The sequence below is a fragment of the Desulfobacter sp. genome (assembly GCA_028768545.1).
Classification (GTDB): domain Bacteria; phylum Desulfobacterota; class Desulfobacteria; order Desulfobacterales; family Desulfobacteraceae; genus Desulfobacter.
This window is the reverse complement of the sequence record CP054838.1, coordinates 2,758,094-2,782,741: the sequence shown is the minus strand read 5'-3', so window position 1 is coordinate 2,782,741 and position 24,648 is coordinate 2,758,094. Positions and strand designations below refer to the sequence as shown.

Genomic DNA, 24,648 nt, shown 5'->3' with positions numbered 1-24,648 from the left:
AAAAAAAAGCTTAATCCTGATCAATCCAGTACCGGGTCCAGGGACACCTTTCTTTGTACGGAAAACGAATCAGTTCTGTGGCCAGAATGGAAAAATTTTTTTTTCGAATGGTATAATAGAAAACCACCTCTTTTCCGGCCAGCATTTCAATGCCCACGGCCGGATACAAGGTATGATACTCATCCTTGACAAAGCATTGAACCGCGCCCGTAAGAATCACAATGCCCGATTCCTGGACAATGGAATGAAGGCTGATCATGGTAATGGTAAAATCTTTGCCCTTAAAATGATCCTCGGCATCGGTTCGTGTCAGTTCGCAGGTTAAAAAATTTTTAAACCCTGCATCATACCGGTTGTATTCAGAATCTTTAGCCATTAAACTGCCTGGAAAAATTAAGATCCCAAGCATTGTCACGATAAAAAGTATTCGGCCCATATCATCCCTTAGCCTTAACTGGCTTGACCAGTTGTTTGATGGTGTTCTGAAGATTATCCAATACCACGGGTTTAACGGTCACGGTTCCTGCGCCTGAAAATTTTGTTATAAACGCTTCCCTGGCCCTTTCATTGTTATACCCGGTTTCCACGAGAATGGGAATCTGGTGATCAATTTTAAGCAGGCTGTTTACAAATTGTTCTGTTTTCATGCCCGGGATCTCATGGTTGGTAATAATCATTTTAAATTTTTCAGGCTGGGTGCGAAAAAGGCGCAACGCCTGTTCACCGTTTCTGGAAATCATGGCCGTGTACCCCATGCGGTTAATCACAGAGGTAATGAGATTGCTGCGCTTGGTATTCTGGTCAAGAACCATGATGTGGCGATCCCCGTGAAGCATGCGCACCCCATGTGAACGACTGCCAACCTTTTCTTCGGGTGCCCATTTGGCCCCGTTAAACGGATGGACCCGTGTCACATCAACCTCATACACCTTGGCTGAAATAAATTGATCATTCTCATTTTCCGGCACATTGACCATAAAGGTTTTATCCTGGGCAATGTACTGACGGAGCCATTTTCGGTAATCTAAATTTTCACCTGAAAGCACCAGCAGTTTAGGGCCGGCATTTGATTTCACCTGGATGGAATGATAAATCTTTGGGGTATTGGAATAGGGTATGGATGTTTCCTTGTAATTTTCCTCCACAAAAGAGACCATAAAATCCCTGGCAAAACCGGTGTTGACACAAATCAAAACCAATGCCGCAATACATATTAACATACGTTTCATAACCACGATTCCTTAATTAAAGGCCATATAAGATTAGGTATCGGATACTGGGGCATAATTCTTGATCAAAATTGGGGTCTCTACAATAAAATCCATGCCAGAACTAAAAGAATAAGATAGAGTCCGCCCAGAACCCTGATGGGAATTTTATGATCGGTCCTTCTGCGGGCCCTGAAAATGGCCAAACCAAGTCCAAAGGCACTTGCACCCAGCCCGAGCCCTGCGGTGTAAACAAAATATCGGACAAAATCCTTATCCCAGTGGGTTCTTAAATTCAGCTGATAAAACCGGTCAAACAAGGTATCAAATTCAGGCTGGGCCTTGTGAAAGACAAGAAGGGCGACAAAAAGAATGGTCCAGGAAACATAATTGACCAGGATAAATAACCGGGTCCACAAATCCCTTGATCGCCGGCGTTCTATAAATTGTTTGCCCTGATTTATAATCGACCTCCAGATATTGCCCTTATTTTTGTTTACTTTCTTTTGGGCTTTATATTATTATTTTCCCATGAATTCCATAGTTCTTTCCAAAAAACAATTCAATGAATTAAAAGATATGGTCTATGCTCTGTCAGGTATCTATCTCCACGAGGGAAAGCTTGAACTCTTAAAATCCAAGCTGGCCAAACGGATGCGAATGACTAAAAAAAATTTCAAAGACTACCTGCACTATTTGAAAACCAATGAAAATGAAGTCATTGAGTTTATTGACACGGTGACCACAAACCACTCTTTTTTCTTCAGGGAAAATAAAAGTATTGCCCATATCGTCAACCAGCTCAACACCTGGCCTGCGGCCGGAAAAAGGCCGTTTAAAATCTGGTGTGCTGCCTGTTCCACCGGAGATGAGCCCTATACCATAGCCATCCAGCTGGCCGCTATAGGCCGCCCCTTTTCCATTCTGGCCACGGATATTTCCCATTCAGTCCTGGCAACAGCCACCCGGGGAATTTACAGAACAGACAAGCTAAAAAACGTTCCCACAAGCTTAATCCGCAGATATTTCCAACAAGGATCAGGCAAGTTCAAAGGATTTGTTCGAATTAAAAAAGAAATTGCAGCCCATATCCGGTTTGAGCGGTTTAACCTGGTCACGGATTCACCGCCCCCGGATAAATTTGACGCGGTGTCCTGTAGAAATGTGATGATTTATTTTGACATGAGCACCAGTGAAAAAGTGGTCAACAAACTCTACCACAGCATCCGGCACCAGGGATATTTTGCCATTGGCAATGCCGAAAGCCTCATGAACCTGAACCACAAGTTTAAACCCATCCCCAAAATTCCCAGCCTTTATCTCAAGTAAAAAAATCCCCATAAACGGGTTTAAGGCCACTTCTAATAATTGTCTTTTGGCTCGATTCGTTTGTTGCAGGCAAATTTGAACCTTCCAAATATTCTATATATTCCTATGGTTAAAATTTGCCTGCGCCTTGAACTCAAACCAAAATCCTGATTATTAGAGATCCCCTTAATTTGTAAAATGGGCATCCGCCTTGAATCGTCTTGTTATCATTTCAGCAATTTCCTCGGCACTGGTCTCAATGGGTTTATTGCTCACATTGATCATGGAAAAGCCTTTGGTGATATAATATTTTTGGGCATGACGAATTTCCGCTTTAACATCCTCTTTTCCGGCATAGGCGTAGAGGTCTTTGGTCCCCAGGCTTTCCTGGCGCATCTTTCTATGGGCAAGCAATTGCTCCACATTGATATTCAGGGCAATGACCCGCCGTCTGTCCACCTGATCAAGGGTTTTGGGCATGGGTACCCCGGGCACATAGGGGATATTGGCCACCTTCCACCCCATCACCCCCATGTACATGGACAAAGGGGTTTTACCGGCCCTGGAAAGCCCGACCAAGACAAGCTCTGCATCGGCCAGGCTCTCGGGATTGAGCCCGTCGTCATGGGCCAGGGCAAAATCAATGGCCGAAACCTGTTTTAAATCCACATGATGAATTTCCCGGTAAAGCCCGGGGGTTTCAAGGGGAGGCCTGTCTAAAAAGGTCTCAATCTTAGACAGAATCGGCCCCATCAGATCAATGGTCACAATATGATTGTCAATACCCTTACGGGTGAGATATTTTCTAAGCTTTGAATCCACAATGGTATGGACGATGAGGCTTTCTATATCCTTAACCCTGTCAATGAGCTCGTCCACTTGACTTTCGGTTCTGATCTGGGGCATTTTGACCACGGTAATATTTGAATCCGGAAACTGAACCAAAGTAGATTCAACCAGTTGAAACGCATTGATTCCCTCCCCGCAGGAGGCAATGTAAATCATTTGAAATTTATTTGAGGCAAGTTCATCAATCATAAAATAAGCCCTTTATCCCCTCTTTATTTTAGGTTATAAAGATCTCATACCTTAAAGCATAAACAAGAGTCAAACAAAGAAGACACCATGGGACACGAGGACAGAGGCCATTACGCCCGAAAACATCCAGGACTGCAAATCGATCCTGCCATTGCACAAGAAATTAAGGCGGCAGCCAAACAAGGACAGCTTTTTTGCGCCTCTGCCCACAGACTTGCCAAAGTTCTGGGCCAGACACCTGCCCAAATCGGAATCCAAACCGACCTGATGGAACTTTGTATTGCCCACTGCCAACTGGGGCTATTTGGATATTTTCCGGACAAAAAAAAGATCAACCCAAAGGTGAACGTCTCTAAAGCCCTTGAACTCACGATTTTTAATACCCAGAAAAACTCACGGTTATCCTGCCGCCAATGCTGGGATATTGCAAAAGCCCATGGGATTTCAAAACTGGCCATGGGCTCTGCATGTGAAAAACTTGATATCAGGATAAAACCCTGCCAACTGGGTGCATTCTAAGATCCCATGGTCGTGGGAACCGGACAGCTAAAGCTCAAACTTTTCGGCATATCCTCGCTCAAGGCAAAACGTAAGATTGTTAAATCAATGATCGCAAGAATATCCAACACCTTTCATGTTTCCATTGCCGAAACAGACCTTAACGACAGCCTGGAATGGGCCCAAATCGGATTTGCCATCGCAGGCAGAGATGCAAGGAAAATAAACAGTCAAATTGACAAGATTTTCAACATGGCCCATGACATGGGCCTGGCCTATATTGCGGATACAACCATGGAAATCATCCACGTTTAATCCCCGAGTTTTCAAGGGTGGCGGAAAGCTTTTTACGCGTTTTTCTTTTCCTGTTCAGCTTTTGTTTTTTCTTCTTGGCAATTTTGGCAGCCTCTTTGTCCCTGACCCCGATTTTCAGGGCTTCAATTTTTTCCACAAGGGCGCGCAAGGCTAAAAACCGGTTCAAATGCTGGGAACGATGCTTGCCCACCTTAACGCAAATTCCAGTGGGTCCATGGCTTAAAAAGACAGCACTGGAAGTCTTATTCACTTTTTGCCCCCCCCTGCCCGAAGCCCGAATGAACTTTTCCAGAATATCTGCCTTTAAAATACCCAGATCCGTCATTTTTTTTTCCAGGGCTTGAATCTTTTTTTTGTCCGGGCCCAGTAGTGTCCGGTTAGGTTGTTGCATATAAAAAGCATCTAAAATCATTGAAAAAACAGTCGGTTTTGTGTTGACAAATGTGCGTAAAAATTTTTGAGCTCCTTGAAAATTTAACTCAAGGAGCTCAAATGACGCACATCTCAGTCCCTAAAAAACAACTACGGTCCCTGAACTTTGACAATTTCAGGTGCCCTCTGATAAAGTCACTTTCAAAAGCACCGGAATTACAATCTCGAGGAGACCGCCCTTTAAAAATGACATTCGAAGACCAGATAAATGCTTTGGTTTATTTCCATCTTCAGGAGCACAAGTCTGCCCGACATTTAATTCAGGATCTCAAGGAGAATGTTTTTGCTAAAGAAAATATTGCGCCAGACGGTGGTATCAGCCGTAGTAGTTTCTGTGAAGCCATCAATCACAGGGGACTCGAACAACTGCAATTTATCTTTGAGGATCTTTATAAACAGGCTCTTGAGTGTCATCCGGGTGAACACGCCGAGTTAGGAGAGTTGGTTTCCATTGACGGTAGTCTCATAAATGCAGTCCTTTCAATGCACTGGGCGAACTACAGAAAAGGAAGTAAAAAAGCCAAAGTACATTGCGGATTTGACATTAATCACGGAATCCCAAACAAAATCTTTTTGACTGAAGGCAACGGCGCTGAACGCACTTTTGTTCCCAAAATACTTTCCAAGGGGCAAACAGGTGTTATGGATCGTGGATATCAATCCCATAAAGAATTTGACCTGCTTCAGGAGCAAGGCAAACATTTTGTCTGCCGTATAAAAACCAGGACAACAAGAACAATTATTGATAACCACGAGACCCCTTCCGACAGCTACATTTTTTATGATGCACTGGTTAAACTTGGTACTCCGAATCAAAACCAGACGAAAAGGCCTGTTCGGGTTGTTGGCTATAAAATTGCTGGCGTCAAATACTATGTGGCAACTGACAGGCATGATTTAACAGCGGAACAAATAGCAACAATTTATAAACTCCGGTGGACCATTGAGGATTTTTTCAAATGGTGGAAAGAACATCTGAAGGTATATCATCTCATTGCCCGCAGTGAATACGGCCTTATGGTTCAGATTCTTGGCGGCCTTATCACTTACCTGTTACTGGCAATCCATTGCCAAAAACAGTTTAATGAAAAGGTCACGATCAAAAGAGTTCGGCAGCTGCGAACCGCCATTCTAAATGACCTGTTTGGCTGCGAGGAGCAGGGCTCTCATAGTTCAAACAGGGACAATATTGTCAAAGATCAAAAAATTATTGAGCAAGCAAAAACCTAACCGGACATCACTGACTGAAAATATGATTTTCCCCATGTCATGGAGCAGGGCAGGAATAAATATTTTGCCGGCAATACTCGGGTTTGTCCGTTTGGCCAACTCTTTGGATACCGTGGCCACGCCAATGCCGTGGATCCACAGGGCTTTCATATCCAGAGTCAGCCCATTTTTGCTGGAAACACTGGATAAAATTCCCATACCCAGGGCAATGCCGATGATCTCGTCAAATCCGATTACCGATATGGCGCGTTTGATGGTTTCCACAGGGTTTCTCTGGGCATAATAGATCGAATTGGCCAGTTTGAGAAGTTTGTTGGTCATGCCCTGGTCATAGGAAATTACCTCGGCCAGTTTCTCTGTGGTGGTGTTTTCATCCGATGCTACAGAGATGATTCTGTCTACAACCGTCGGCAGCGTTGGAAGATCACTCTCCCGTTTCTGGATCATGTTGAGAATTTTTTCTTTTACTTCCATTTATCCTTTGCGGCCAAAATAATTTGTGAAGATTTTATCAAATTCAAGTCTATTTTCCCCATGCCCTTTCTTCTGCTCGTCAGAATACCCCATCGCAATAATTGATTCAATCATTAAATTATCGGGAACAAGTAAAAGATCTTTAATAAAATCCTCTGAACTCAAAGAGGCGGTATGATTCCGATTCCTTATTTGTATCCAGCAGGGTTCTGTTGCAAAAAATTATTAATGTCTGATACAAGTCCGTTTTGGCACTAATTTATTTGCAGAGAGATAATATGAAAAATGAAAACCCTTTCAAGTGGCGTCATTATGAAAAAGAAATCATCCTGTTGAATGTTCGCTGGTATCTGAGATATCAACTGAGTTACAGGAATCTGGAAAAGATGATGCAAGAACGGGGCTTGTCTGTGGATCACAGTACCATTTACCGATGGGTTCAGCGCTATGCTCCTGAAATGGAAAAGCGAAGCAGGAAGTATCTGCGGCAATCAAATGATTCTTACCGTATTGATGAAACATATATCAAGGTGCGGGGGAAAATGAAGTATCTTTACCGAGCGGTCGATTCCCGTGGAAATACCATCGATTTTCTTCTTCGCAGCAGACGTAATATGGAATCTGCCAAACGATTTTTTAAAAAGATGCTGCGAGCTTCCAATAGCTCCAGACCTCGGGTTCTGAGTGTTGACGGAAATCCTGCATATCCTCCGGCTGTAAAGGCTTTGAAAGAAAAAAAGCTTCTGAATAAGGACTGTATCCTAAGACAGAATAAATATCTGAACAATATTATTGAGCAAGACCACCGGTTTATCAAAAAGCTTGTCAGAGCTGGTATGGGGTTCAAGACATTTCATTCTGCCTGGCGGACGCTAAAAGGCTATGAAATTATGAACATGATCAGAAAAGGACAAGTTAAAAATATCAGGAAGGGAGAAATTTTAAAGCAGAAAAAATTCGTCGAAAATCTGTTTTCTTATGCTGCGTAAATTTTACGCCTGAACGATCTCTTTGTCCTGGAAATCTTTTTTGCAACAGAACCGTTAATTGTTAGGAATGAAAAAATGAATGATGTAAAAAACAACGACACCATTATCCAGATAAAAAATCTAAATAAATGGTACGGTGATTTCCATGTATTGAAAAACATCAACCTGGAAGTAAAGAAAAAAGAAAAAATAGTGATCTGCGGCCCGTCAGGTTCCGGAAAATCCACATTGATCCGGTGCATCAACCGGTTGGAAGAACATCAAAAAGGCAAAATCATTGTTGACGGCATAGAGCTGACCAACAACCTGAAAAACATAGAAAAAATAAGGACCGAAGTGGGGATGGTCTTTCAGCACTTCAATCTTTTTCCCCATTTAACCATCCTTGAAAACCTGGTTTTAGGTCCTGTGTGGGTGAGAAAAACCCCGAAAAAAGAGGCCGAAGAAATTGCCATGTTCTACCTTGAAAAGGTCAAGATTGCAGAACAGGCCAATAAATATCCGGGTCAGCTTTCCGGTGGTCAGCAGCAGCGGGTGGCCATTGCCAGAAGCCTTTGCATGAAACCCAAGGTCATGCTCTTTGACGAGCCCACATCCGCTTTGGACCCTGAAATGGTCAAAGAAGTGCTGGATGTCATGGTCCAGCTCAGTGACGAAGGCATGACCATGATCGTGGTCTCCCATGAAATGGGATTTGCCAAAACCGTTGCCCAGCGGGTAATGCTCATGGATGCAGGAATGATTCTCGAAGAAAACAACCCCATTGATTTCTTTGAAAATCCAGAACATGAACGGACCCGGTTTTTCCTCAGCCAAATCCTGCATTGATCCATTAAACCTCCCCTTTTTGAAATCCAACGCTGCCAGGCCTTACCTCCTGGCAGCTGTTTCAATGAATGATGATATTTCACCGCACCAATGATATAACAGCACTAACCTTGTGACATATGACCACAAAACAGGGGTCCTGCCCTGGGGATGCCGGGGAACGGTTTTTGCAGCCTTTTTTATTTTCCATGATTCATACCCAACGCTGCAAAGGCAGCTTAAGCATAAGGCCCAGACCCATGAAATGTATAACAGGAGATTTGATCGAACTGACCCTGGCAGGGAAATTTGACCTGATCATCCACGGATGCAATTGTTTTTGTGCCATGGGGGCAGGCATTGCCCGTCAAATCCGTGACTATTTTCCCCAGGCATTTCAGGCAGATCAGTCAACGGCTTCCGGAGAAAAAACAAAGCTTGGCACCTATTCCAAGGCCGTGGTTGAAACACCAAACAACAAGGTGATTATCATCAATGGATATACCCAGTTTCACTATTCAGGCAAGGGGGTTTTGGCAGATTATAAGGCCATTGAGACCCTGTTTAGTCAATTAAAAACAGATTTTTCAGGCAAGCGCATGGGATATCCTAAAATCGGCGCCGGTCTTGGCAAGGGGAACTGGGAGGTGATCCAAAAAATCATTGACCAGGCATTGGCTGATGAAAACCACACCCTGGTGGTGCGTTAACCTGGAAATCTTATGGAGAATTTAAGATTTTGGTTTGCAAAATTCACGGTTCTGTCTTAAAACTATGGCCCAAACCATGACAATTCAAAATGATAAAGAGAAAAAAATGATTCGAACAGGTATAGCAGGAGCCACAGGATACACAGGGGCAGAGTTGGTCAAGCTCATTTCTAACCACCCAAAGGCCTGCCTTAGGGCCGTCACCTCCAATTCTTACAAGAGTAAACCCTTTACTGATATCTTCCCTTCCATGAGAGGGTTTGAATCTTTGATCTGTGAAGAATTTGACGCCAAAGCCCTGTCTCAAAAGGTAGATCTCATGTTTTTGGCCCTGCCCCACAAGGTCTCCATGGCATTTGCCCCCCAATTAATTGACAAGGGAATTAAGGTGGTGGATCTGTCGGCAGACTTCAGGTTTACCAATGCCAAGGCCTATGAAGCCGCATACCAGCCCCACTCCGATCTTGATCTGTTAAAGGAAAGCGTTTACGGTCTGTGTGAGCACTATAGACAAGAGATTAAAAAGGCCAGAATCATCGGCAACCCCGGCTGCTACCCCACCTCGATTCTTCTGCCCCTTCTGCCCCTGATCAAAGAAAAACTGATCCATACGAAAGGCATCATTTCAGACTCAAAATCAGGGGTCAGCGGTGCAGGCAGGTCTCTGTCTTTGGGATCCCATTATTGTGAGGTCAATGAATCTTTTACCCCATACAAGGTCGGAAATCACAGACATACCCCTGAAATAGAAGAAGTCTTAGGACTGGCGGCCGGTAAAAATATCAACCTGACCTTTGTTCCCCACCTGGTACCTGTGACAAGGGGAATGGTTTCCACCATCTATACCCAGGTGAACCCGAAAGTCTCTTTGGAGAACATCCAAGAAACCTACGATAAATACTATAAGGATGAACCCTTTGTACGGATTTTACCCCCGGGCAAATTTCCTGCCATGGCCCATGTCAGGGGAACGAACTGCTGTGATATCGGTTGCCACTTAGACCATGCAACCGGTCGGCTGATCCTGATATCCGCCATTGACAACCTGGTCAAGGGGGCGGCAGGTCAGGCAGTTCAAAATATGAATCTCATGTTCAATATCGAGGAAAGCACAGGACTGGACGAAGTCCAAGCCCCTTTATAAATAAGAATTATTGCTTGACATCGCAGGGACATAACTTATAAGAGAGTAAAGATGAAAAAACGAATCAAAATTTGGTTTCATTCTGGAGACAGTTCAGATATCAGGGAATTTTCCTTGCTCAAGCCCGTGGCTCTGGTTTTGTTTTTCCTGTTTTTAGGTGTAGTTGGGGGGATCTCTTTTCTAGGATACGATTATTATAACCTGAAAAAAACCGCCTTTGACAATGGCCGGCTCAACCGGACCATTGCATCCCAGACCGGAGAGTTGAACAGCCAGAGAAAACAGGTCCAGACCTTTGCCAAGGAAATCGAAGTCCTTAAAGGGCAGGTTCGCGATCTGACCCGGCTTGAAGACCAGGTCAGGCTGATTGCAGATATCCAGAAAACCTCGGATTCTTCAAGCCTCATCGGCATCGGCGGCATTCCTGAAAATAATCTTGGCCATGATATTCCCCTTAAAGCCCGCCATAACAACCTGATCCGGGAAATGCACCACCAGGTGACCCAGGTCAACATGGCCACCACCCAGAAAAAACTTGATTTTGAAGATTTAATCGACAAACTGGAAAAAAAGAAAAATCTTTTGGCATCCACCCCGTCCATCAAACCGGTCAACGGATGGATCACTTCCAGGTTCGGCTATCGAAAATCCCCCTTTACAGGCAAACGCAGCTTCCATTCAGGACTTGATATTTCCAACCGGCCCGGCACCAAAATCATTGCCACGGCAAATGGAAAAATCACCTATGCTGCCGCTAAAATGTATTATGGCAACCTGGTTGTCATCGATCACGGCTACGGCAAAATGACCAAATATGCCCATTTAAAAAAAATCATGGTTAAACCGGGACAGAAGGTCAAACGCGGAGAGGTGATTGCCACCGTGGGAAACACAGGGCAGAGCACCGGTCCCCACCTTCATTACGAAGTCCGCATTAACGGGGCCCCGGTTAATCCCCTGAAATATATCCTCAATTAAGCCTGCCCCATTCTCTTGCATCCATCCTAAGATTATTAATGTATTAATAATTTTATTTTTTTTATTTTCTTTCTTTGAATAATGCTTATATGTTGTACAGGCAAGTTGGATATTCCCTAAATTAACCTTCAGGATTTAGATAGGTAAGACTTACATGGTATTCAAATTTTTCACAAAAGTATTTGGGTCGAACAATGACCGGATCCTTAAGAAATTACAACCTGTTATTGATCAAATCAACGGACTTGAATCTGAAACCCAGGCCTTGTCCGATACCCAGATGGCCCAAAAGACCGAAATCTTTAAACAACGACTGGCCAAGGGGGAAACCCTGGATGATATTTTACCTGAGGCCTTTGCCCTGGTCAGGGAAGCCTCTGTCAGAATCCTTGAAATGAGGCATTTTGACGTGCAGCTGGTCGGCGGGATCGCCCTTCACAACGGCACCATTGCAGAGATGAAAACCGGTGAGGGAAAAACCCTTATGTCCACCCTGCCCGCTTACTTAAACGCCTTGAGCGGCAAAGGGGTCCACATTGTCACGGTCAATGATTACCTGGCCAAAAGGGATGCGGACTGGATGGCCAAAATTTATAATTTTTTAGGACTTTCCGTGGGGGTCATCCTCCACGACATGACCGACCAGGAGCGAAAAGAGGCCTACGGGTCAGACATCACTTATGGCACCAACAATGAGTTCGGGTTTGACTATCTTCGCGACAATATGAAATTCGAACAGGAAAACCTGGCCCAGGGCCACCTCAACTTTGCCATTGTGGATGAGGTGGACTCCATCCTCATTGACGAGGCCAGAACCCCGCTCATTATTTCAGGTCCCGGAGAAAAATCCACCCATTTTTACACCCAGGTCAATACCATTATCCCTGCCTTTAAAAACGAGACTGATTACACCCTGGACGAAGAGGCCAAATCCGTTTCCCTGACAGAAGAAGGGATTGCCAAAGGGGAAAGCCTGCTCAAGGTGGACAACCTTTATGATCCGGTCAATATTGAAATTCTTCATCACTTGAATCAGGCCCTAAAGGCCCACACCCTGTTCAAGCGGGATACCGACTATATTGTCAAAAATGACCAGGTGGTGATCGTAGATGAATTCACAGGACGGCTTATGACCGGCCGCCGCTACAGTGAAGGACTTCACCAGGCCCTGGAAGCCAAGGAAAGCGTAAAAATCGAAAATGAAAACCAGACCCTGGCCTCCATCACCTTTCAGAACTTTTTCAGGATGTATGACAAGCTTTCCGGTATGACCGGTACGGCCGAGACCGAGGCGCCTGAGTTTAAAAAAATCTATGACCTTGATGTATTGGTCATTCCCACCCACCGGCCCATGGTCAGAATCGACAATGCCGATCTGATTTATAAAACCCAGAAAGAAAAATATGATGCTGCCATCAAAGAGATTATCCATCTTCATCAAACAGGTCAGCCGGTTCTGGTGGGGACCATATCCATTGATGTGTCCGAAGATTTGAGCAAACAACTCAAGAAAAAGAAAGTGCCCCACAATGTGCTCAATGCCAAGCACCATAAGGCGGAGGCCAAAATTGTGGCCAATGCAGGCCAAAAAGGGGCCGTGACCATCTCCACCAACATGGCGGGCCGGGGTACGGATATCAAGCTCGGAGAAGGGGTCAAAGAGTTGGGCGGCCTTCATATCCTGGGCACCTCACGCCATGAATCCAGGCGGATTGACAACCAGTTGCGGGGACGGTCCGGCCGCCAGGGCGATCCGGGCAGTTCCAGGTTTTACCTTTCCCTTGAAGACGATCTGCTCAGGATATTCGGCGGGGAAAGGATTCATGCGGTCATGGACCGTCTGGGCATTGAAGAAGGCGAACATATTGAACATCGCTTTATTTCCAAGGCCATTGAAAATGCCCAGTCCAAGGTAGAAGGCCACAACTTTGAAATCAGAAAGCATCTTCTGGAATATGACGATGTCATGAACCAGCAGCGCGAAGTGATCTATCGCCAAAGGCGCCAGGCCCTTGAACAGGGGGATCTCAAACAGGCCGTTCTGGATATGATGGAAGATCTTGCCTATGACCTGGTTGACAGCTTTGCACCGGAAAAAACCCCCATCAAGGACTGGGATCTCAAAGGGCTGGATACGGCCATTAAAAAGTCGTTTAACATGGCCCTGGATCTGGATGCGCCTGTGGAAAAAAATCTATCAAAGGATGAAATGGCCGACACCTTGTTCAAGGCCGCAACCGGCAATTACCAGGCCAAGGAAAGTCTCATCGGCACAGAACAGATGCGCCAGCTTGAACGGTTCATCATTCTCCAGACCGTTGATACAAGGTGGAAAGAGCATTTATTGTCCATGGATCACCTTAAAGAGGGAATCGGCCTGAGGGGCTATGCACAACAGGATCCCTTGCGGATTTACAGAAAAGAAGGGTTTGAAATGTTCCAGTCCCTGATGGACCGGATCAAAGAAGAGGTGGTGGATATTCTCTTTAAAATCCAGCTGGCATCCCCTGACCAGGTGGATGAGATGAAAAAGGAAGAACAACAGGATTTGACCTTTTCCCATTCTGACGAGCCCAGCATGAAACAGCCGGTAAAACGCTCATCCCAGAAGATACAGAGGAATGATCCCTGCCCCTGCGGGAGCGGTAAAAAATACAAAAAATGTTGTATGAAATAGGTGAACGCTATGACATCCACGGATTCGAGAACCAAGCCAGGGATTTCATCGACCACAAAAGAAGATCGCCCGCCCATGTATAAAGTTCTTCTTCACAATGACGATTATACAACCATGGAGTTTGTGGTGGATATTCTGGTCGGCGTATTCGGAAAATCACTTGAAAAAGCCAACCAAACAATGCTTAATGTACATAATAAGGGCAAAGGAATCTGCGGAATTTATCCTAGAGAGATTGCAGAAACCAAAGTTGAAACCGTTCATAACCTGGCCAGCAACAAAGGGTTTCCCTTAAAAAGTACAATGGAAAAGGAGTAAGGAAGATATGATCAGCAAAGAACTCAGTACAGCTCTCGGTTTTGCCGTTCGGGAAGCAAAAAAAAGAAGGCATGAGTATGTATGTGTTGAACACGTTCTTTACGCCATCCTTAACCATGAAACAGGACTTGAAACCATTGAAAAATGTGGCGGAAGTCCGGATCAGATCAAAGAGGAGCTTGAACATTTCTTTGATGAAAAACTGAGCAAAATAGATTCAAAGGAAGAATATGTGCTTCAACAGACCATCGGCTTCCAGCGAATGATCCAACGGGCAATCAACCATGCCAGAAGTGCTGAAAAACCCGAGGTGAACCTGGGAGATATTCTGGCATCCATTTTCCAGGAAAAAGATTCACATGCCGCCTTTTATCTGGAAGCCGAAGGGATTACCCGGCTGGATGTACTCAAACATATCTCCCATGAGGTCGATATGGAAAAAAAAGGTGCCCCAGATACAGACCCTGGGCAACAGCTTTTCCGCCAGGCTGAACCCAAACCCAAGCGCCAGAAAAAAAATGATCCCTTGGAGTCTTTTACAGCCAACCTTTTAAAACGGGCCCAGGACCAAAAAATTGATCCTTTGATCGGCAGGGAACTTGAAACCGACCGGGTGATGCAGGTGCTGTGCCGCCGCAGAAAAAACAACCCGATTCTGGTGGGGGATCCCGGCGTGGGTAAAACGGCCATTGCCGAAGGCCTGGCCCTGAAAATCAATGATAAATCCGTGCCCGATCTTTTAGAAGATTGTGAGCTTTACTCCCTGGACATGGGGGCATTATTAGCCGGCACCAAATACCGGGGGGATTTTGAACAACGCCTCAAAGACGTGATCAATGCCCTTGAAAAAAAGGAAAATGCCCTGCTGGTCATTGATGAAATCCATACCGTGGTCGGTGCAGGCGCCACCACATCAGGTTCCATGGATGCCTCCAATATTCTAAAACCGGCCCTGTCCTCAGGTGATATCAAGTGCATCGGCACCACCACCTATGAAGAGTATAAAAACCATTTTGAAAAAGACCGGGCCTTTTCCCGGCGGTTTGAAAAAATAGAGGTGGCAGAACCCAGTGTGGATGAGACCTATGAGATTCTCAAAGGACTTCGTCCCTATTATGAAGAACACCATGGTTTAAAGTATCCGGACAAATCCATAGAAGCGGCTGCCTATCTGTCTGATAAATATATCAATGACCGTTTTCTGCCGGACAAGGCCATTGATGTTCTGGATGAAACCGGGGCTTTTTTAAGGCTCAAGGGTGAGGGCAAGCGCAAAAATGTCAGCCCCAAGGATATAGAAAATATTGTGGCTAAAATTGCCAAGGTCCCGGTATCCAACGTGACCTCGGCTGACAAGTCCAGCCTGGAAAGTCTGCCGGATAAATTATTCCGGGTGATTTACGGCCAGGATGACGCCATTCACACCCTGACCACAGCCATAAAACGCTCCAGGGCAGGCCTTGCTGCGCCTGACCGTCCCATTGGATCCTTTTTGTTCATGGGCCCCACAGGGGTGGGTAAAACCGAGGTGGCCAAACAGCTGGCCGAGAATATGGGTATTGAATTCATACGCTTTGACATGAGCGAATATATGGAAAAGCATGCCGTATCCCGCCTCATCGGCGCACCTCCCGGATATGTGGGGTTTGACCAGGGCGGTATTCTCACGGACAGCATTAGAAAACATCCCCATTGCGTGCTGTTGCTTGATGAAATTGAAAAGGCCCACATGGACCTTTACAATATTCTGCTCCAGGTCATGGACTATGCCACGCTCACGGACAATAACGGCAAAGCGGCTGATTTTAGAAATGTGATCCTCATCATGACCTCCAATGCCGGGGCCAGGGAGATGAGCGCCAATTCCATTGGATTCGGTTCCCAGACCGCAGATGCCGATTCCAAGGGGTTCAAAGCCGTTGAAAAAACCTTTAGCCCGGAATTTCGCAACCGTCTGGACGGAATTGTCCAGTTTAACCATCTGTCTGAAACCGTGATGAAACTCATTGTTGACAAGAATATGAGAGAGCTTAAAACCATGCTCAAAGCCAAGGATATCTCCTTGACCTATTCTGCCGCAGCCCGGACCCATTTGGCCCAAAAAGGGTATGATCCCAAATTTGGCGCCCGGCCCCTGGCACGGCTGATCCAGTCGACCATCAAAGACAAGCTCACCGATGAAATTTTGTTCGGCAGGCTGGAAAAAGGTGGCAAATTATCCATAGGCCTGAAAAATGATGAGTTGACCTTTAATTTTAAATCCAGCTGATGCCCCTGTTCAGACTGTCCGAGAAAATTGATTTTCCCCCGGCCTGGCTTGCCAGATCTGACGGTCTGCTCTGCATCGGAGGAGACTTAAGCCCCCAACGGCTGATCCTGGCCTATGAAAACGGGATTTTTCCCTGGTTTTCAGACCAGGAGCCCATTCTCTGGTGGTCGCCGAATCCCAGGCTGGTGCTGTGTCCATCCGGAATTCGGATTTCCCGGAGCCTTAAAAAAAAAATACGCAAGCACCCTTTTACCATCCGTATCAACACGGCATTTGAACAGACCATTTTGGCCTGTTCTGCGCCAAGGGGAGCCAGCCAAGACGGCACCTGGCTGGTGGAAGAAATGATAGAGGCCTATATCAACCTCCATAAAATGGGAATGGCCCATTCAATAGAGGCCTGGCAGGGCCAAACCCTGGTCGGCGGCCTTTACGGGGTGAGTTTGGGCACAGCCTTTTTCGGAGAATCCATGTTCTGCCGGAAACCCGATGCCTCAAAAATGGCCCTGGTGGCTCTTGCCCGCCACCTGGACCGTTACCACTTTAATCTCATTGACTGCCAGGTGACCACAGATCATCTAGTGCGCATGGGGGCAAAAGAAATGTCAAGGGATACTTTCCTTGACATTCTCAACACCTGTACTCAAGAAAACGTTCCCCAAGACGTCTGGGAACCCGGCCAATATATTGATCTTGCCCCCGAAATAACATAAGGTGCCCTTTTGATCCTTTGCCCTTCAAATCAAACCCCGTCAGACAGCCTGTGCATCCTCGGGCTTCCTTTGGATGAAAACAGTTCTTTTAGAAAAGGTCCAGCCCTGGCACCGGCCAAAATCCAGCAAGGCTATTTTTGCGATTCTGCCAATCTCTGGACCGAATCCGGCATTGACCTTGGCAGTCTGGACACTCTCGTTGATGCAGGAGATGTGGACTGTGCCGGCCCGGCCTTTGAAAAAATACAAGCCAGGGTAAGAGAACTTCTGGAAAAAAACAATAAGATCATCTGCCTTGGGGGCGATCACTCTGTGACCTATCCTGTCATCCAGGCCCATGCCGACAGATATCCCGATTTGAATATCCTCCACCTGGACGCCCATCCGGACCATGAACGGCCACCAAAGACGCCAGGCTGAAAAATTCGGGGTTCAAGTCCATGAGATGCGCCACGGCATGGACTGGCTTGAAACATTGGAATTTAACGGTCCTGTTTATCTCTCCATTGACATGGACTGCCTGGATCCGGCCTTTGCTCCAGGTGTTTCCCACCATGAACCCGGGGGAATGACCACACGTCAGGTGCTTGACATCATCCAGACCCTCAAGGGCAATATCATCGGCGGGGATATTGTGGAGTACAATCCAGACCGGGATATTATGTCCATGACCGCCATGACGGCAGCCAAGCTGCTCAAAGAGTTTTTGGCGCGATTATACACAACAAGGTCCTGATCCCATATGACCTGTTGGCAGACCCTACCCTTTCGGATCAACCCGTATCTTATCGAGTTCAACGGATTTGGAATCCGCTATTACAGCCTGATGTACCTTGTTGCCTTTATCATGGTTTACCTGGTCATTAAATTCAGGTTGAGCCGTGAATCTTTTCCCTATGATATCAGCACCATTCAGGAATTTTTTACCTGGGCTGCCTTTGGGGTCATTTTGGGGGGACGGCTCGGCTATGTACTGATTTACAATTTTTCTTTCTATGTTTCCCGGCCTTGGGAAATCTTTCTGCCCTTTGATTTTTCCAACGGCATACGGTTTGTCGGCATCACGGGCATGTCCTTTCACGGAGGACTCTTAGGTGTTGCCCTGGTTTTTGTCATCTTTTGCAAGAAAAAAAAGATCAATATATGGTCATTTTCAGATCTTATCTGCCCGGTGATTCCCCTTGGGTATACCTTTGGCCGGCTGGGCAATTTTCTAAACGGAGAATTGTACGGCAGGCCCACCTCCCTGCCCTGGGGCATGATCTTTCCCCAGGATCCCGCACAAACCCTGCGCCATCCCTCCCAGTTGTATGAAGCCTGTTTTGAAGGCCTTTGTTTGTTTTTTATTCTCATGGCCATGAGAAAGACGCCATGGGCCAAAAATAAAATGGCCGGCTTTTATCTCATCGGATATGGGGTCATCCGGTTTTGCATTGAATTTGTGCGCCAACCCGATGCCCACCTGAGCCCGCTGCCATGGGGCATGACCATGGGGCAAATTCTTTGCAGCCTCATGGTTATAGCAGGGACCAGTCTTATTTCATACCCCCGCTCCAGTACCAAGAAGAGCCCTTGACAAATCCGGTTTCATCTCCATTATGCTTTAAGATATTAATAATTTAGGAGTCATTCCATGCTGCTTAAACTTTTTTTATGCTTCACCCTTATCCCGGTTGTTGAACTTTACCTTCTGATCAAGGTCGGAACGGTCATCGGTGGACTCAATACCGTACTTCTGGTTATTCTCACCGGTTTTGCCGGGGCCTGGCTGGCCCGAATGGAAGGGCTGAACACCATGTTAAAAGTCCAGCAGAACCTGAATCAAGGCCTGATGCCGGCAGAAGAACTCATTGATGCCCTGATCATCCTGGTGGCCGGTCTTGTTTTGATTACCCCGGGCCTGATGACCGATACCTTCGGGCTCATGCTCTTATGGCCGATAACCCGAAACAAATTTAAACAATTTTTAAGAAAAAAATTTGACGAGATGAGCGCCAAAGGAGATATCAACATTACCCGGTTTCACTAGACCCTGCAAAACCGGTCCTGCCATTTTAAGACCCATACTTTTTTTAAGGAATCATCCATGTTTTTAGATTTGATCAGAGCGCGCAGAAGTGTACGCAAATTCACATCCCGCCCCATTGATGAGAATACAAGGGCGCAGATTCTCGAAGCGGCCTTAAGGTCCCCCTCTTCCCGGGGGTTGAATCCCTGGAGATTCATCGCTGTGGACGATCCCAAACTCCTGGACCGCCTTTCCAGGTCCAAGCCCCACGGCGCATCTTTTTTAAAAAATGCCCCTTTGGGCATCGTGGTCTGCGCCGACACGACCATTTCGGATGTCTGCGTTGAAGATGCCGCCATTGCCTCGACTTTCATCCACCTGGCAGCCGCCGACCTTGGACTTGGATCCTGCTGGAGGTTCTGTTGCAAAAAATATTTCCAGGACAAAGAGATCGTTCAGGCGTAAAATTTACGCAGCATAAGAAAACAGATTTTCGACGAATTCTTTCTGCTTTAAAATTTCTCCCTTCCTGATATTTTTAACTTGTCCTTTTCTGATCATGTTCATAATTTCATAGCCTTTTAGCGTCCGCCAGGCAGAATGAAATGTCTTGAACCCCATACCAGCTCTGACAAGCTTTTTGATAAACCGGTGGTCTTGCTCAATAATATTGTTCAGATATTTATTCTGTCTTAGGATACAGTCCTTATTCAGAAGCTTTTTTTCTTTCAAAGCCTTTACTGCCGGAGGATATGCAGGATTTCCGTCAACACTCAGAACCCGAGGTCTGGGGAATGTTCAGAATTCTGTGTCACGGTTTCGGTTCCCGGATCTGCCTCAGCGCCAGCGGAAGTAAAAGTCAGGTCCGAGAATGGGCCTTCAATCAGCCACGTCGGAGGAGTTGACTTTTGCTGGAGTGGAGTTCCTGGAACCATCTTTTCCATCTGTAAATAAATCCCTATCAAATTCCCAGCTCTTTATCCAGCCGGCCTTCAAAGAAAATTGCCAACTGGGAAATTGTCAGTGACCAATTTTGAATCGGCATTGTCCATTTTTTACTGGCGTTCTGGATCCCCATGTAAAGCAGCTTTAACAGGCTGTCCTGGTTCGGGAATGATCCCTTTGTTTTGGTCAGTTTTCGAAACTGTCGATGCACAGCCTCAATGGTATTTGTGGTGTATATTATCCGTCGAATCTCTTCTGGATATTTAAAGAAATGACTGAGGCGTTCCCAGTTGTTCCGCCAGGATTTTATCACAATCGGGTATTTGTCATTCCATTTATTTTCCAAGATATCCAGTTCTTCTTCGGCCAGATCCTTATTGACCGCTTTATAAACACGTTTTAGATCTGCCATAAATTTCTTTTTATTTTTGGAACCAACGTATTTCAATGAATTTCGGATCTGGTGGACTACGCAGAGTTGAACTTCTGTGTCCGGGAATATGGTCTCAATGGCCTCGGGAAAACCTTTTAGACCATCAACACAGGCAATTAGGATATCTTTTACCCCTCGGTTTGAAAGGTCTGTTAACACCTGCAGCCAGAAGTTCGCACCCTCATTCTCGGATATGTACAGCCCAAGAACCTCTTTGCGGCCCTCGATATTCACCCCAAGAATTGTGTAAACGGCCTTGCTGCCGACCTTTCCGTTTTCTCGTACTTTATAATGTATGGCATCAAGCCATACGATTGGGTACACATTTTCCAACGGCCTGGCCTGCCATTCTTTGACGGTATGGATGATTTTATCGGTAATGGTGCTCAGAGTGGCATTTGAAATCTCAAGTCCATAGATTTCCTGTAAATGGGAAGCCATATCATTATAACTCATGCCCAGGCCGTAAAGGGCTATTATCTTTCTTTCAATTTCATCGCTGAGCGTTGTCTGATGTTTTTTGACGATCTGTGGAGAGAAGGTTCCGGCCCTGTCACGCGGGGTTTCCAGCTCAAATTTACCATCCAGGGATTTAATGGTCTTTTTGCTTTTTCCATTACGGCGGTTGGCAGAAACTTCCTGCCCGAGATGGGACTCCAACTCTCCTTCAAGAGCAGCTTCAGCAAGATTTTTGATTAATGATGTAAGGACGCCGCCCTTACCTGTGAAGGGTTTACCTTCCTGGATGCCTTTAAGGGCTTTTTGAAAATCAAATTCGGTGTTTTCTTCGGTCATGTCAGTTCTCCTTATTTAGCTGAGTATATCAGCTTTCATTCAACTGACACAGAATTTTGAACGCCCTCGAGGTCTGGAGCTATTGGAAGCTCGCAGCATCTTTTTAAAAAATCGTTTGGCAGATTCCATATTACGTCTGCTGCGAAGAAGAAAATCGATGGTATTTCCACGGGAATCGACCGCTCGGTAAAGATACTTCATTTTCCCCCGCACCTTGATATATGTTTCATCAATACGGTAAGAATCATTTGATTGCCGCAGATACTTCCTGCTTCGCTTTTCCATTTCAGGAGCATAGCGCTGAACCCATCGGTAAATGGTACTGTGATCCACAGACAAGCCCCGTTCTTGCATCATCTCTTCCAGATTCCTGTAACTCAGTTGATATCTCAGATACCAGCGAACATTCAACAGGATGATTTCTTTTTCATAATGACGCCACTTGAAAGGGTTTTCATTTTTCATACTATCTCTCTGCAAATAAATTAGTGCCAAAACGGACTTGTATCCAGTAGTGTCCGGTTAGGTTGTTGCATATAAAAAGCATCTAAAATCATTGAAAAAACAGTCTGTTTTGTGTTGACAAATGTGCGTAAAAATTTTTGTGCGCCTTGAAAATTTAACTCAAGGAGCTCAAATGACGCACATCTCAGTCCCTAAAAAACAACTACGGTCCCTGAACTTTGACAATTTCAGGTGCTCTCTGATAAAGTCACTTTCAAAAGCACCGGAATTACAATCTCGAGGAGACCGCCCTTTAAAAATGACATTCGAAGACCAGATAAATGCTTTGGTTTATTTCCATCTTCAGGAGCACAAGTCTGCCCGACATTTAATTCAGGATCTCAAGGAGAATGTTTTTGCTAAAGAAAATATTGCGCCAGACGGTGGTATCAGCCGTAGTAGTTTCTGTGAAGCCATCAATCACAGGGGACTCGAACAACTGCAATTTATCTTTGAGGATCTTTATAAACAGGCTCTTGAGTGTCATCCGGGTGAACACGCCGAGTTAGGAGAGTTGGTTTCCATTGACGGTAGTCTCATAAATGCAGTCCTTTCAATGCACTGGGCGAACTACAGAAAAGGAAGTAAAAAAGCCAAAGTACATTGCGGATTTGACATTAATCACGGAATCCCAAACAAAATCTTTTTGACTGAAGGCAACGGCGCTGAACGCACTTTTGTTCCCAAAATACTTTCCAAGGGGCAAACAGGTGTTATGGATCGTGGATATCAATCCCATAAAGAATTTGACCTGCTTCAGGAGCAAGGCAAACATTTTGTCTGCCGTATAAAAACCAGGACAACAAGAACAATTATTGATAACCACGAGACCCCTTCCGACAGCTACATTTTTTATGATGCACTGGTTAAACTTGGTACTCCGAATCAAAACCAGACGAAAAGGCCTGTTCGGGTTGTTGGCTATAAAATTGCTGGCGTCAAATACTATGTGGCAACTGACAGGCATGATTTAACAGCGGAACAAATAGCAACAATTTATAAACTCCGGTGGACCATTGAGGATTTTTTCAAATGGTGGAAAGAACATCTGAAGGTATATCATCTCATTGCCCGCAGTGAATACGGCCTTATGGTTCAGATTCTTGGCGGCCTTATCACTTACCTGTTACTGACAATCCATTGCCAAAAACAGTTTAATGAAAAGGTCACGATCAAAAGAGTTCGGCAGCTGCGAACCGCCATTCTAAATGACCTGTTTGGCTGCGAGGAGCAGGGCTCTCATAGTTCAAACAGGGACAATATTGTCAAAGATCAAAAAATTATTGAGCAAGCAAAAACCTAACCGGACATCACTGACTTGTATCAGACATTAATAATTTTTTGCAACAGAACCAAATTGAGTCATTATAATCCTTTTTGGGGTTTGTATTCACGAACACTACAAGGGTTGAATCTTTTTTGGGTATATCTATACTCAAAATTTTGCAGGCCGACAAGCCCGGACCTTTCCTGTTCATTTTTATATCAGAGGAACCATAAGGATGTCAGGGGACGATAAGCATTTTGAAATAGCTTTTGCCCCACAATGCTTTTGTCATTCCAACCCATGAGGGGTTCAGTCAAAAAATGCTTTGAACAAGGAAAAAGTTTTTTAAAAATGTTGTGGCCTAGGACAACCGAAAAGATTTCGTTAAAATCCTTGGAACGAGTTAGAATGTTTTGGAACGAAAACCGAAAAGTGAAGTGTTTGATTTTACAAAAAAAATGGCGGAAGCACATAGGAATCGAACCTACCCGGGAAGGTATTAACTCCCCACATCGGATTTGAAGTCCGAGGGCCCCACCAGTGAGCCGCGTGCTTCCGCATCAAAACGAACGCCAGACAGTATACCTCACCTGCCATGATTGTCAATCCAAATCTGTCCGGAACGGGCAGGAAAAAAATGGCTGCCAATGGTTAAGGCGGGCTGCAGGCATATGGGGCTATTCAAAAATTTTTTCATCCACATCCAGGGCAGAGGCGGCATCCATTTCCATATCCCTGGTTTTGGGGTTGTTTTTCTTTTTCCAGTATTCTTTGGGTTCTGTTGCAAAAAATTATTAATGTCTGATACAAGTCCGTTTTGGCACTAATTTATTTGCAGAGAGATAGTATGAAAAATGAAAACCCTTTCAAGTGGCGTCATTATGAAAAAGAAATCATCCTGTTGAATGTTCGCTGGTATCTGAGATATCAACTGAGTTACAGGAATCTGGAAGAGATGATGCAAGAACGGGGCTTGTCTGTGGATCACAGTACCATTTACCGATGGGTTCAGCGCTATGCTCCTGAAATGGAAAAGCGAAGCAGGAAGTATCTGCGGCAATCAAATGATTCTTACCGTATTGATGAAACATATATCAAGGTGCGGGGGAAAATGAAGTATCTTTACCGAGCGGTCGATTCCCGTGGAAATACCATCGATTTTCTTCTTCGCAGCAGACGTAATATGGAATCTGCCAAACGATTTTTTAAAAAGATGCTGCGAGCTTCCAATAGCTCCAGACCTCGGGTTCTGAGTGTTGACGGAAATCCTGCATATCCTCCGGCTGTAAAGGCTTTGAAAGAAAAAAAGCTTCTGAATAAGGACTGTATCCTAAGACAGAATAAATATCTGAACAATATTATTGAGCAAGACCACCGGTTTATCAAAAAGCTTGTCAGAGCTGGTATGGGGTTCAAGACATTTCATTCTGCCTGGCGGACGCTAAAAGGCTATGAAATTATGAACATGATCAGAAAAGGACAAGTTAAAAATATCAGGAAGGGAGAAATTTTAAAGCAGAAAAAATTCGTCGAAAATCTGTTTTCTTATGCTGCGTAAATTTTACGCCTGAACGATCTCTTTGTCCTG

General features: G+C 45.2%; 27 protein-coding genes, 1 tRNA gene and 1 pseudogene. 19 read left to right on the top strand and 10 right to left on the bottom strand.

Going from position 1 to position 24,648, the window contains the following annotated elements; all coding sequences use genetic code 11:
• Window positions 1-10: 10 nt before the first annotated feature.
• The 3 genes from HUN05_13450 to HUN05_13440 all read right to left on the bottom strand — a co-directional run bounded on the left by HUN05_13450 (window position 11) and on the right by HUN05_13440 (window position 1,627).
• Entirely contained in the window at window positions 11-409 is a 399-nt protein-coding gene (locus HUN05_13450; protein WDP88063.1) for a hypothetical protein, read from the bottom strand.
• Window positions 410-437: 28 nt separating this feature from the next.
• Window positions 438-1,220: a response regulator gene (locus tag HUN05_13445; protein WDP88062.1), complete on the bottom strand. Its 783-nt coding sequence runs from the start codon at window positions 1,218-1,220 to the stop codon at window positions 438-440.
• Window positions 1,221-1,309: 89 nt separating this feature from the next.
• The gene (locus tag HUN05_13440; protein ID WDP86010.1) at window positions 1,310-1,627 is read right to left on the bottom strand and encodes a hypothetical protein; all 318 of its coding nucleotides are present in this window, start codon (window positions 1,625-1,627) and stop codon (window positions 1,310-1,312) included.
• 112 nt (window positions 1,628-1,739) lie between these two features.
• Between HUN05_13440 and HUN05_13435 the strand changes: the two genes are divergently transcribed.
• The gene (locus HUN05_13435) at window positions 1,740-2,537 is read left to right on the top strand and encodes a protein-glutamate O-methyltransferase CheR (GenBank protein WDP86009.1); all 798 of its coding nucleotides are present in this window, start codon (window positions 1,740-1,742) and stop codon (window positions 2,535-2,537) included.
• Window positions 2,538-2,702: 165 nt separating this feature from the next.
• Here HUN05_13435 and HUN05_13430 read toward each other — a convergent pair whose 3' ends face one another.
• Window positions 2,703-3,554, bottom strand: a complete 852-nt coding sequence (locus HUN05_13430) for a kinase/pyrophosphorylase (protein ID WDP86008.1) — start codon at window positions 3,552-3,554, stop codon at window positions 2,703-2,705.
• Window positions 3,555-3,641: 87 nt separating this feature from the next.
• Between HUN05_13430 and HUN05_13425 the strand changes: the two genes are divergently transcribed.
• Complete coding sequence (locus HUN05_13425) at window positions 3,642-4,073, top strand: hypothetical protein (protein ID WDP86007.1); 432 nt, start codon at window positions 3,642-3,644, stop codon at window positions 4,071-4,073.
• A 6-nt stretch (window positions 4,074-4,079) separates the two neighbouring features.
• Window positions 4,080-4,367: a DUF503 domain-containing protein gene (locus HUN05_13420; GenBank protein ID WDP86006.1), complete on the top strand. Its 288-nt coding sequence runs from the start codon at window positions 4,080-4,082 to the stop codon at window positions 4,365-4,367.
• Here the strand turns inward: HUN05_13420 and HUN05_13415 are convergent.
• Window positions 4,354-4,758 carry a peptide chain release factor-like protein gene (locus HUN05_13415; protein ID WDP86005.1) on the bottom strand — a complete coding sequence of 135 codons (405 nt, stop codon included), beginning with the start codon at window positions 4,756-4,758 and terminating at the stop codon, window positions 4,354-4,356. The two genes, HUN05_13420 and HUN05_13415, sit on opposite strands and share 14 nt — an antisense overlap.
• 101 nt (window positions 4,759-4,859) lie before the next feature.
• On the opposite strand from HUN05_13415, the gene HUN05_13410 reads away from it, so the two are divergent.
• Window positions 4,860-6,029 carry an IS4 family transposase gene (locus HUN05_13410; protein ID WDP88061.1) on the top strand — a complete coding sequence of 390 codons (1,170 nt, stop codon included), beginning with the start codon at window positions 4,860-4,862 and terminating at the stop codon, window positions 6,027-6,029.
• Here HUN05_13410 and HUN05_13405 read toward each other — a convergent pair.
• On the bottom strand, window positions 5,973-6,503 hold the full coding sequence (locus HUN05_13405; protein WDP86004.1) for an HDOD domain-containing protein: 531 nt from the start codon (window positions 6,501-6,503) through the stop codon (window positions 5,973-5,975). The genes HUN05_13410 and HUN05_13405 overlap by 57 nt on opposite strands.
• Before the next feature lie 278 nt (window positions 6,504-6,781).
• On the opposite strand from HUN05_13405, the gene HUN05_13400 reads away from it, so the two are divergent.
• From HUN05_13400 to HUN05_13340, 13 genes and pseudogenes are all read left to right on the top strand, one after another.
• Window positions 6,782-7,492, top strand: coding sequence for an IS6 family transposase (locus tag HUN05_13400; GenBank protein WDP86003.1), 711 nt, complete (start codon window positions 6,782-6,784; stop codon window positions 7,490-7,492).
• A gap of 75 nt (window positions 7,493-7,567) precedes the next feature.
• Window positions 7,568-8,320 (top strand): amino acid ABC transporter ATP-binding protein, encoded by a 753-nt coding sequence (locus tag HUN05_13395; protein WDP86002.1) that lies wholly within the window; start codon window positions 7,568-7,570, stop codon window positions 8,318-8,320.
• Window positions 8,321-8,559: 239 nt separating this feature from the next.
• Window positions 8,560-9,009, top strand: coding sequence for a macro domain-containing protein (locus HUN05_13390; protein ID WDP88060.1), 450 nt, complete (start codon window positions 8,560-8,562; stop codon window positions 9,007-9,009).
• A gap of 106 nt (window positions 9,010-9,115) precedes the next feature.
• A complete protein-coding gene (locus HUN05_13385) occupies window positions 9,116-10,153 on the top strand; it encodes an N-acetyl-gamma-glutamyl-phosphate reductase (GenBank protein WDP86001.1) in 1,038 nt (345 codons plus the stop codon).
• A 51-nt stretch (window positions 10,154-10,204) separates the two neighbouring features.
• Window positions 10,205-11,131 carry a M23 family metallopeptidase gene (locus tag HUN05_13380; GenBank protein WDP86000.1) on the top strand — a complete coding sequence of 309 codons (927 nt, stop codon included), beginning with the start codon at window positions 10,205-10,207 and terminating at the stop codon, window positions 11,129-11,131.
• Between the two features lie 154 nt (window positions 11,132-11,285).
• Window positions 11,286-13,808: a preprotein translocase subunit SecA gene (gene secA / locus HUN05_13375; protein WDP85999.1), complete on the top strand. Its 2,523-nt coding sequence runs from the start codon at window positions 11,286-11,288 to the stop codon at window positions 13,806-13,808.
• A 9-nt stretch (window positions 13,809-13,817) separates the two neighbouring features.
• Window positions 13,818-14,126, top strand: a complete 309-nt coding sequence (locus HUN05_13370) for an ATP-dependent Clp protease adaptor ClpS (protein WDP85998.1) — start codon at window positions 13,818-13,820, stop codon at window positions 14,124-14,126.
• A gap of 7 nt (window positions 14,127-14,133) precedes the next feature.
• Window positions 14,134-16,395 carry an ATP-dependent Clp protease ATP-binding subunit ClpA gene (gene clpA / locus HUN05_13365; protein ID WDP85997.1) on the top strand — a complete coding sequence of 754 codons (2,262 nt, stop codon included), beginning with the start codon at window positions 14,134-14,136 and terminating at the stop codon, window positions 16,393-16,395.
• Window positions 16,395-17,108 carry a leucyl/phenylalanyl-tRNA--protein transferase gene (locus HUN05_13360; protein WDP85996.1) on the top strand — a complete coding sequence of 238 codons (714 nt, stop codon included), beginning with the start codon at window positions 16,395-16,397 and terminating at the stop codon, window positions 17,106-17,108. Before clpA ends, HUN05_13360 begins: the two co-directional genes overlap by 1 nt.
• A gap of 12 nt (window positions 17,109-17,120) precedes the next feature.
• Window positions 17,121-17,844: pseudogene (locus HUN05_13355) on the top strand (arginase family protein).
• Between the two features lie 6 nt (window positions 17,845-17,850).
• Window positions 17,851-18,684, top strand: a complete 834-nt coding sequence (locus HUN05_13350; GenBank protein WDP85995.1) for a prolipoprotein diacylglyceryl transferase — start codon at window positions 17,851-17,853, stop codon at window positions 18,682-18,684.
• A gap of 57 nt (window positions 18,685-18,741) precedes the next feature.
• Window positions 18,742-19,137 carry an FxsA family protein gene (locus HUN05_13345; protein ID WDP85994.1) on the top strand — a complete coding sequence of 132 codons (396 nt, stop codon included), beginning with the start codon at window positions 18,742-18,744 and terminating at the stop codon, window positions 19,135-19,137.
• Between the two features lie 57 nt (window positions 19,138-19,194).
• On the top strand, window positions 19,195-19,581 hold the full coding sequence (locus HUN05_13340; protein ID WDP85993.1) for a nitroreductase family protein: 387 nt from the start codon (window positions 19,195-19,197) through the stop codon (window positions 19,579-19,581).
• A gap of 3 nt (window positions 19,582-19,584) precedes the next feature.
• On the opposite strand, the gene HUN05_13335 is transcribed toward HUN05_13340, so the two are convergent.
• The 3 genes from HUN05_13335 to HUN05_13325 all read right to left on the bottom strand — a co-directional run bounded on the left by HUN05_13335 (window position 19,585) and on the right by HUN05_13325 (window position 21,754).
• Window positions 19,585-19,893, bottom strand: a complete 309-nt coding sequence (locus HUN05_13335) for a DDE-type integrase/transposase/recombinase (protein ID WDP88059.1) — start codon at window positions 19,891-19,893, stop codon at window positions 19,585-19,587.
• Window positions 19,894-20,077: 184 nt separating this feature from the next.
• A complete protein-coding gene (locus HUN05_13330) occupies window positions 20,078-21,289 on the bottom strand; it encodes an IS256 family transposase (GenBank protein WDP85992.1) in 1,212 nt (403 codons plus the stop codon).
• A 39-nt stretch (window positions 21,290-21,328) separates the two neighbouring features.
• Complete coding sequence (locus HUN05_13325; protein ID WDP85991.1) at window positions 21,329-21,754, bottom strand: IS6 family transposase; 426 nt, start codon at window positions 21,752-21,754, stop codon at window positions 21,329-21,331.
• A gap of 172 nt (window positions 21,755-21,926) precedes the next feature.
• On the opposite strand from HUN05_13325, the gene HUN05_13320 reads away from it, so the two are divergent.
• Window positions 21,927-23,096 (top strand): IS4 family transposase, encoded by a 1,170-nt coding sequence (locus HUN05_13320; protein ID WDP88058.1) that lies wholly within the window; start codon window positions 21,927-21,929, stop codon window positions 23,094-23,096.
• Window positions 23,097-23,519: 423 nt separating this feature from the next.
• Here the strand turns inward: HUN05_13320 and HUN05_13315 are convergent.
• A tRNA-Sec gene (locus HUN05_13315) sits at window positions 23,520-23,617 on the bottom strand.
• Between the two features lie 290 nt (window positions 23,618-23,907).
• On the opposite strand from HUN05_13315, the gene HUN05_13310 reads away from it, so the two are divergent.
• A complete protein-coding gene (locus tag HUN05_13310; GenBank protein WDP85990.1) occupies window positions 23,908-24,618 on the top strand; it encodes an IS6 family transposase in 711 nt (236 codons plus the stop codon).
• The last annotated feature ends 30 nt before the right edge of the window (window positions 24,619-24,648 follow it).

Bases quoted from the DNA above. Each gene is read 5' to 3' on its own strand.
- HUN05_13450 (WDP88063.1), bottom strand. From the start codon at position 409: ATGCTTGGGATCTTAATTTTTCCAGGCAGTTTAATGGCTAAAGATTCT.
- HUN05_13445 (WDP88062.1), bottom strand. From the start codon at position 1,220: ATGTTAATATGTATTGCGGCATTGGTTTTGATTTGTGTCAACACCGGT.
- HUN05_13435 (WDP86009.1), top strand. From the start codon at position 1,740: ATGAATTCCATAGTTCTTTCCAAAAAACAATTCAATGAATTAAAAGAT.
- HUN05_13430 (WDP86008.1), bottom strand. From the start codon at position 3,554: ATGATTGATGAACTTGCCTCAAATAAATTTCAAATGATTTACATTGCC.
- HUN05_13425 (WDP86007.1), top strand. From the start codon at position 3,642: ATGGGACACGAGGACAGAGGCCATTACGCCCGAAAACATCCAGGACTG.
- HUN05_13420 (WDP86006.1), top strand. From the start codon at position 4,080: ATGGTCGTGGGAACCGGACAGCTAAAGCTCAAACTTTTCGGCATATCC.
- HUN05_13415 (WDP86005.1), bottom strand. From the start codon at position 4,758: ATGCAACAACCTAACCGGACACTACTGGGCCCGGACAAAAAAAAGATT.
- HUN05_13410 (WDP88061.1), top strand. From the start codon at position 4,860: ATGACGCACATCTCAGTCCCTAAAAAACAACTACGGTCCCTGAACTTT.
- HUN05_13405 (WDP86004.1), bottom strand. From the start codon at position 6,503: ATGGAAGTAAAAGAAAAAATTCTCAACATGATCCAGAAACGGGAGAGT.
- HUN05_13400 (WDP86003.1), top strand. From the start codon at position 6,782: ATGAAAAATGAAAACCCTTTCAAGTGGCGTCATTATGAAAAAGAAATC.
- HUN05_13395 (WDP86002.1), top strand. From the start codon at position 7,568: ATGAATGATGTAAAAAACAACGACACCATTATCCAGATAAAAAATCTA.
- HUN05_13390 (WDP88060.1), top strand. From the start codon at position 8,560: ATGAAATGTATAACAGGAGATTTGATCGAACTGACCCTGGCAGGGAAA.
- HUN05_13385 (WDP86001.1), top strand. From the start codon at position 9,116: ATGATTCGAACAGGTATAGCAGGAGCCACAGGATACACAGGGGCAGAG.
- HUN05_13380 (WDP86000.1), top strand. From the start codon at position 10,205: ATGAAAAAACGAATCAAAATTTGGTTTCATTCTGGAGACAGTTCAGAT.
- secA (WDP85999.1), top strand. From the start codon at position 11,286: ATGGTATTCAAATTTTTCACAAAAGTATTTGGGTCGAACAATGACCGG.
- HUN05_13370 (WDP85998.1), top strand. From the start codon at position 13,818: ATGACATCCACGGATTCGAGAACCAAGCCAGGGATTTCATCGACCACA.
- clpA (WDP85997.1), top strand. From the start codon at position 14,134: ATGATCAGCAAAGAACTCAGTACAGCTCTCGGTTTTGCCGTTCGGGAA.
- HUN05_13360 (WDP85996.1), top strand. From the start codon at position 16,395: ATGCCCCTGTTCAGACTGTCCGAGAAAATTGATTTTCCCCCGGCCTGG.
- HUN05_13350 (WDP85995.1), top strand. From the start codon at position 17,851: ATGACCTGTTGGCAGACCCTACCCTTTCGGATCAACCCGTATCTTATC.
- HUN05_13345 (WDP85994.1), top strand. From the start codon at position 18,742: ATGCTGCTTAAACTTTTTTTATGCTTCACCCTTATCCCGGTTGTTGAA.
- HUN05_13340 (WDP85993.1), top strand. From the start codon at position 19,195: ATGTTTTTAGATTTGATCAGAGCGCGCAGAAGTGTACGCAAATTCACA.
- HUN05_13330 (WDP85992.1), bottom strand. From the start codon at position 21,289: ATGACCGAAGAAAACACCGAATTTGATTTTCAAAAAGCCCTTAAAGGC.
- HUN05_13325 (WDP85991.1), bottom strand. From the start codon at position 21,754: ATGAAAAATGAAAACCCTTTCAAGTGGCGTCATTATGAAAAAGAAATC.
- HUN05_13320 (WDP88058.1), top strand. From the start codon at position 21,927: ATGACGCACATCTCAGTCCCTAAAAAACAACTACGGTCCCTGAACTTT.
- HUN05_13310 (WDP85990.1), top strand. From the start codon at position 23,908: ATGAAAAATGAAAACCCTTTCAAGTGGCGTCATTATGAAAAAGAAATC.